Origin of the sequence: Candidatus Bandiella numerosa (assembly GCF_021811875.1) — a bacterium.
Classification (GTDB): Bacteria; Pseudomonadota; Alphaproteobacteria; order Rickettsiales; family Midichloriaceae; genus Aquirickettsia; species Aquirickettsia numerosa_A.
The window spans coordinates 1-6,406 of record NZ_JAJBJD010000052.1 but is presented as its reverse complement, the minus strand read 5'-3'; the positions used below and the strand labels follow the sequence as shown (position 1 = coordinate 6,406).

The 6,406-nt window shown below is 32.9% G+C and carries 6 protein-coding genes; 4 read left to right on the top strand and 2 right to left on the bottom strand.

All coding sequences use genetic code 11. The annotated features are described in order from the left end of the window. Window positions 1-179 precede the first annotated feature (179 nt). The 3 genes from L8D11_RS02805 (at window position 180) to L8D11_RS02795 (ending at window position 3,587) form a co-directional block, all read left to right on the top strand. The gene (locus L8D11_RS02805; protein ID WP_236870158.1) at window positions 180-452 is read left to right on the top strand and encodes a hypothetical protein; all 273 of its coding nucleotides are present in this window, start codon (window positions 180-182) and stop codon (window positions 450-452) included. A 105-nt stretch (window positions 453-557) separates the two neighbouring features. Continuing rightward, a complete protein-coding gene (gene nuoG, locus L8D11_RS02800) occupies window positions 558-2,573 on the top strand; it encodes an NADH-quinone oxidoreductase subunit NuoG (RefSeq protein ID WP_236870157.1) in 2,016 nt (671 codons plus the stop codon). Window positions 2,574-2,603: 30 nt separating this feature from the next. Further along, on the top strand, window positions 2,604-3,587 hold the full coding sequence (locus L8D11_RS02795) for a sodium-dependent bicarbonate transport family permease (protein ID WP_236870156.1): 984 nt from the start codon (window positions 2,604-2,606) through the stop codon (window positions 3,585-3,587). Window positions 3,588-3,601: 14 nt separating this feature from the next. Here the strand turns inward: L8D11_RS02795 and smpB are convergent, their stop codons facing one another. Together smpB and kdsA are read right to left on the bottom strand one after the other, a co-directional pair. Next, the gene (gene smpB / locus L8D11_RS02790; RefSeq protein ID WP_236870155.1) at window positions 3,602-4,069 is read right to left on the bottom strand and encodes an SsrA-binding protein SmpB; all 468 of its coding nucleotides are present in this window, start codon (window positions 4,067-4,069) and stop codon (window positions 3,602-3,604) included. After that, complete coding sequence (kdsA, locus tag L8D11_RS02785) at window positions 4,070-4,906, bottom strand: 3-deoxy-8-phosphooctulonate synthase (RefSeq protein WP_236870154.1); 837 nt, start codon at window positions 4,904-4,906, stop codon at window positions 4,070-4,072. A gap of 15 nt (window positions 4,907-4,921) precedes the next feature. Here kdsA and L8D11_RS02780 point away from each other — a divergent pair, with 15 nt between their 5' ends. Beyond that, the gene (locus L8D11_RS02780) at window positions 4,922-6,289 is read left to right on the top strand and encodes a bifunctional folylpolyglutamate synthase/dihydrofolate synthase (protein ID WP_236870153.1); all 1,368 of its coding nucleotides are present in this window, start codon (window positions 4,922-4,924) and stop codon (window positions 6,287-6,289) included. Window positions 6,290-6,406 lie beyond the last annotated feature (117 nt).

Genomic DNA, 6,406 nt, shown 5'->3' with positions numbered 1-6,406 from the left:
TCTGATACTACCTCGCCTTTTTCTTTTTTTCTTACTATTATTTCAAAATCCATTTGATACCTGTATTGTTTTAGGTCAAAGGTTAGCACTTTTCCTATTTATACGCTATCTAATATTTATGCTTCCAACTTGTATATGGGGGATTTGAGGTAAAAGGTGGTGAGGTATTAGCAATTGGCTTGTTAAGTATTGATAGCGAAAGAGGAGTATATAAATTTATTGATGATTTTGAAGTAATTAAGCAAGACTTGAAAGCTAGTGCATATCCGGAATTAGTATCAAAGCTTAAAAGTGGTAAATTTTTTACGCCTGGTAGTAGTGTGGTAGTTAAAGATGGTAAATATAAGCTTGTTGATAAGCAATTGAGAGAGTTAAATTTATTGATGAATAAACTTTGTAAAGAGGATATTGCTAAAAAAGAATACTGTAGTCCTCTAGAGAGTAGTAAATAGTTGAAATCAAAAATAGCATTAGGGCGTTATTTATTAATAGAAGACGCGATATTCTTATGGTATAACTTTCAATAAATAGTAGTTTAACACATATCTACGTGAATTATGCCGAAGTTAAAGATTAATAATATAGAAATTGAAGTTCCTGAAGGTTTTTCAGTTATTCAAGCATGTGAGAAAGCTGGCGTTGAAATACCCAGATTTTGCTATCACGACAAATTAAAAATCGCTGGAAATTGTAGGATGTGTTTAGTTGAAATGGAAAGAGCACCGAAACCCATTGCAAGTTGTGCGCAAGTGGTAATGGAAGGAATGGTGATTCACACTAATACCCCACTTGTAAAAAAAGCTAGAGAAGGGGTGATGGAATTTTTACTTGCAAACCATCCACTAGATTGCCCTATATGCGACCAAGGAGGGGAGTGCGACTTACAAGAACAGGCGATGAAGTATGGTAGAGCTGAAAGCAGATATAAAGATGAGAAACGTGCTGTTAAAGATAAGGATTTTGGTCCCTTGATTCAAACGCATATGACAAGATGCATTCATTGTACACGGTGCGTTAGGTTTATTGAGGATATCGCAGGAACATATGAGTTGGGCGGTATTGGAAGAGGAGAGGATATGGAAATCACAAATTATATTGAAGGTGGCGTTAAATCTGAGTTATCAGGGAATATAATAGACTTATGCCCAGTTGGTGCACTAACCTCAAAACCATATGAATTTAAAGCAAGAAGTTGGGAGTTGCATAAGACCCGTTCAATCGATGTTATGGACGCAGTTGGTTCTAATATCATCGTGAATACCAGAGGAAATGAGGTTATGAGGATACTTCCATTTAATAATGATAATATTAATGAAGAGTGGATATCAGATAAAACCAGGTTTTTTTATGATGGTTTAAAATATCAGAGACTTGATAGACCAATGGTTAAAAGCAAAGATAGACTGGTAGAATGCAATTGGGATGTGGCACTTAGCACGCTTGCACAAAAAATAAGTTCTACAAATGCAAATAAAATTGGCGCTATAGCAGGTGACTTGACTGATATAGAAACAATGTTGGTAGTCAAAAACTATCTTGAAGCAATTGGTAGCGGAAATTTCGATTGTAGGCAAAATGGAAGTAAGCTATCAAACGAAAATAGGGCTAAATATGTTTTTAACACATCAATCAGTGGCATTGAGGAAGCTGACCATTGCCTACTAATTGGCTGTAATCCAAGGCATGAAGCGACAATGGTTAATGCTAGAATCAGAAAAGCCTATTTGAATAATAAGCTTCCTGTAGCTTTAATAGGCAATAAAGTTGACTTAACTTACCCTTATAAATTCCTTAGTAATAATCCATGGGCATTAAAGCAAATTACTGATGGTGATCACCCATTGTGTGAGGATTTGAAAAGGGCCAAAAAGCCAATGCTTATTTTTGGAGAACACTTAACTACTCAAAGTGATTTTGAGGCCTATGAATATTTTATTACTAAATTACTCAACCAATATGATTATCTAGATAAAAATTGGAATGGGTACAACATTCTTCATACAGCCGCTTCCAGAGTAGGTGGGCTAGACATAGGATTTATCCCAAATAGTACTGGAATGGATACAGCACAAATTTTACAAAAATGTGAAATAATCATTTTACTAGGAGCTGATGAAATAGATTTAAAAAAGATTAATCCAAAAGCGTTTATTGTATATATTGGTCATCATGGAGATAAGGTAGCTGAAATTGCTGATATAATTCTTCCAGCACCAGCATTTACTGAAAAAAATTCTACTTATGTAAATCTAGAGGGTAGAGTACAAAATACATACGCTACAATTGATCCACTTGGTGAAGCAAAGATTGATTGGGAAATTATTTTGGAATTAGCAAAGTTAACAGATATTGAGCTACCATATTCTAACCTTAATGAAATTAGAGGTATTATGCGCAATACTAATCCTGTTTTTAGAAATTCAAATGGTTTAATTCGTAATGACTTAATCAAAAATCCACTAAAACAAAAAAATTTCACTAAAGATATATTTGATAATCAACCTTCAAATTATTACCTGACCAATTCAATTTGTAGAAATTCTATAACCATGAGAAAATGCTCTCAGTTATAGTATTAGATTGAAAATATATAATTAAAACGCATGGAATTGCTCAACATCATATCAAATAATCTTCTATCACCTGCTATTTTATTTTTTCTTTTAGGTATTATAGCTGGTGTGATTAAATCAGACTTAAGCGTGCCTACAAGTATAAGTAAATACTTAACTATCTATTTAATGATGTCTATAGGATTTAAGGGTGGTTACAGTCTTTTATCAGATAACGAAATTAACTTACAAATGTTATCCTTAGTAGTTACTGGAATAATGTTAAGTTTTTCTATTCCTTTTATTAGTTTTTGGTTGTTAAATTTATTAACTAAATTAGATAAACCCACAGCGGCAGCAGTTGCTGCGCATTATGGATCTGTAAGTATAGTTACATTTGCAACAGCCGTATCGTTTATCAAATTTTATAATATAGAGCATAAGAGTTACATAATTTCGATATTAGCTATTATGGAGGCTCCTGCTATCTTATCAGGTTTATATATTGCACATAAAAAAGATCCTAAAACAAAAAATCATAAGAATGAAGAGAAGATACTTTACAGGGAAATTTTTACAAACGGTGCTATATTGTTATTGCTTGGCTCCTTCATAATTGGCTTTATCACTGGAAAAACTGGTTATGAAAAAGTGGAGGCTTTTTTAATAACTCCATTTAATGGAATTTTATGCCTATTTTTACTGGACATGGGTTTGATAGTTGCAAAAGAATTTCATCATTTTAAAAAATTGAATTTTTCTCTATTTTTATTTGGTATTTATATGCCGATCATCAATGCTTTAATTGGAATGATGCTATGTTATATCATCGGGGTTGATAAGGGCACAACTTTATTATTTACGGTGTTATGTTCTAGTGCCTCCTATATAGCAGTACCAGCTGCGATGAGATTGGCTTTGCCTGAGGCTAAAGCTGGAATATATATTCCTATGTCATTAGCGATTACATTTCCATTTAATATTATATTTGGCATACCAATGTACTACATAATAATATCCTTGATCTTTAAATAGTTTGAGATTGACAATCAAGAATTTTTAAGCTCTCGCGCTTTGTCTCTTTCCAAGTCCCTTTCTTTTATAACTTGCCTCTTGTCATGCTTTTTTTTGCCTTTTGCTATACCTAATAAAACTTTTGCGATATTTTTTTTATTAAAATATAGCGACAGAGGTATCAAGGTATAACCTTTACGCTTTATCAACCCAATTAATTTTTTAATCTCTTTTTTATGCAATAGTAACTTCCTTTGCCTTGTTGGAGAGTGCTTAAATGATTTTGCTTTGTTATACTCTGGAATATTGGCTCCCAATATAAAAATCTCATTGCCAATGCTATGTGCGTATGACTCATTAATACTAGCTTTTGAAAATCTCAAAGATTTAACCTCAGACCCAGCCAAAATAATTCCTGTCTCAATTTTATCTTCAATTACGTACTCGTGATAAGCTTTTTTATTTTGAGCAATAATTTTAATGTCATCTTCAGAATTGTTCATTTAAGTAGTAAATTTTTTAGCTATATTATCGAATTCTTTGATCTCCATAAGTAGCTGATTTAGGTCATCTATATGAAGCATACATGAGCCATCACTTGGAGCAATATCAGGATTATCATGTGTTTCGATGAATAAAGCAGCTATTCCTATTGAAGTCGCTGCCCTTGCAAGGGGTTTTATAAATTGACGTTGCCCCCCACTCTGGTTACCAAAGCCACCAGGTTGCTGAACGGAGTGAGTGGCATCAAAAACCACTGGATAACCAGTTTCCTTCATTATTTCCAAACCACGCATGTCATTAATTAATGTGTTATAACCAAAAGAAACGCCACGCTCTGTCAGCAATATCTGCTTATTACCTGATGATTCAATTTTACTAATAATGTTTTTAACATCCCAAGGAGCAAGAAATTGCCCTTTTTTTATGTTGATAATTTTACCGGTATTTGCTGCTGCAATTAATAAATCGGTTTGTCTGCACAAAAATGCTGGTATCTGTAATATATCAACAACTTTCGCAATTATATTGCATTGTTCTGGAGAATGAATATCGGTGAGAATTGGGCAACCAATTTCTTCCTTAATTTGAGCAAATATTGGTATTGATGCTTCTATTCCAATTCCTCTTTTTGTACCAATTGATGTTCTATTTGCTTTATCGAATGATGTTTTGAATATTAAACTCATTGAATGGGAATCAGCAATATTTTTAATAGCTTTAGCCATATAAAGCGCATGTTCCTTTGATTCCATCTGACATGGTCCTGCAATCAATACTATTGGCAGGTTATTTGCAATTTTGACGTTACCAACGGCTATCTGTTTTAAATTATGCATATGCCTATGTAATTAATGAGTTTAGAATTTTTCTATTTATATGCTAAATTAGCAGTTAGCTCAATATATTTTAAACTAATATTTATGGTAAGAATGCCTCATTGGCCTAAACAGTTTGGTGCTAACTTTATTGATTTAGGGCTTACAAGAACAAAAACTCTATTAAAAAAATTGGGAAATCCAGAAAAAACTATTCCTCCCGTGATTCATGTTGCAGGAACTAATGGGAAAGGTTCTACTATCGCTTTTCTTAAAGCAATATTTAATGCAGCAGGATATATTCTGCATCAATATACCTCTCCACATCTAATTAGATTCAATGAGCGTATTGTTATTTCTAATAATGAAATCAGCGATGAACAGTTATATGAGGTTATTGAGGAATGTAGATTAAAGTCAGATGGGTTAGATTTAACTTTTTTTGAGGCAACCACAGTTGCTGCATTTTTAGCATTTTCAAAATTTCCTGCGGATATAGTATTATTAGAAACTGGTTTAGGTGGAAGGCATGATGCAACTAATGTTATAGAAAATATATTGATGAGTATCGTAACTCCTATTTCATTTGATCACATGGAATTTCTAGGAGAAACTCTATTAAAAATTGCAAGTGAAAAAGCGGGCATAATAAAAAAAGATTCACTTTGTATTATTGGTTGGCAAGAGAATGAGATATTAGATTATCTAATTAATGAGTGTAGAAAAATTAAATCAAAAAGTTTTGCATGTCGAAATGATTGGGGATTTAAAAAAACAAAAAATGGATTTAAATTTATTGATTTTTTAATAAGGGAGGAGAATGAATTTCCAATGCCAAACCTTAAAGGAATACATCAAATTATTAATGCATCGACTGCGATATGTGCTGCAAGGAAATTAAATCATTTCTTTAATATAACTAATGAGCACTTGAAGAAAGGAATAACAAGTGCTTTATGGCCTGCAAGAATGCAAAAAATTCAAAATGGGACGCTTTTATCCCTATTGCCTGAGAATAGTGAGGTATGGTTAGATGGGGCGCATAATACCGCAGGTGCTGAGATGATAGCAGCAACATTAACAACATTTTCTCAAATGCCTACTTTTTTAATTAACGGAAGAACTAGGAGCAGAGATATAGAGGGATTTTTGCTATCATTTAAGAACATAGTTGAGTATGTTTTTGCGGTTCCAGTAGAATGGGAACCAAAAAGTGAAAACCCTAATAAAATTAAAATTTCCGCAGAAAGGCTTGGAATTAAATCAGTTGAATGCACTTCTCTTGCAGAGGCAATAGACTTATGTGCTGCAATGAGCCAAGGTCAAGCAATAAGAGTTATGATTTGTGGGTCATTATATCTAGCAGGTGATTTAGAAGAACTTTGTTGCATAAAGGAAGCATAAATATTAGATAGCGTTAAGCAACTTTTAGAATCAACTCATTGTCAATATTTGCTTCATAAAGATTCCACTCATTAGAGGACATAGTCGCTTTAATCTGCAAAACATTGTGTGCATTCT

Excerpts from the sequence above, each read along its gene's own strand:
- nuoG (WP_236870157.1), top strand. The coding sequence starts at position 558 with ATGCCGAAGTTAAAGATTAATAATATAGAAATTGAAGTTCCTGAAGGT.
- L8D11_RS02795 (WP_236870156.1), top strand. The coding sequence starts at position 2,604 with ATGGAATTGCTCAACATCATATCAAATAATCTTCTATCACCTGCTATT.
- smpB (WP_236870155.1), bottom strand. The coding sequence starts at position 4,069 with ATGAACAATTCTGAAGATGACATTAAAATTATTGCTCAAAATAAAAAA.
- kdsA (WP_236870154.1), bottom strand. The coding sequence starts at position 4,906 with ATGCATAATTTAAAACAGATAGCCGTTGGTAACGTCAAAATTGCAAAT.
- L8D11_RS02780 (WP_236870153.1), top strand. The coding sequence starts at position 4,922 with ATGAGTTTAGAATTTTTCTATTTATATGCTAAATTAGCAGTTAGCTCA.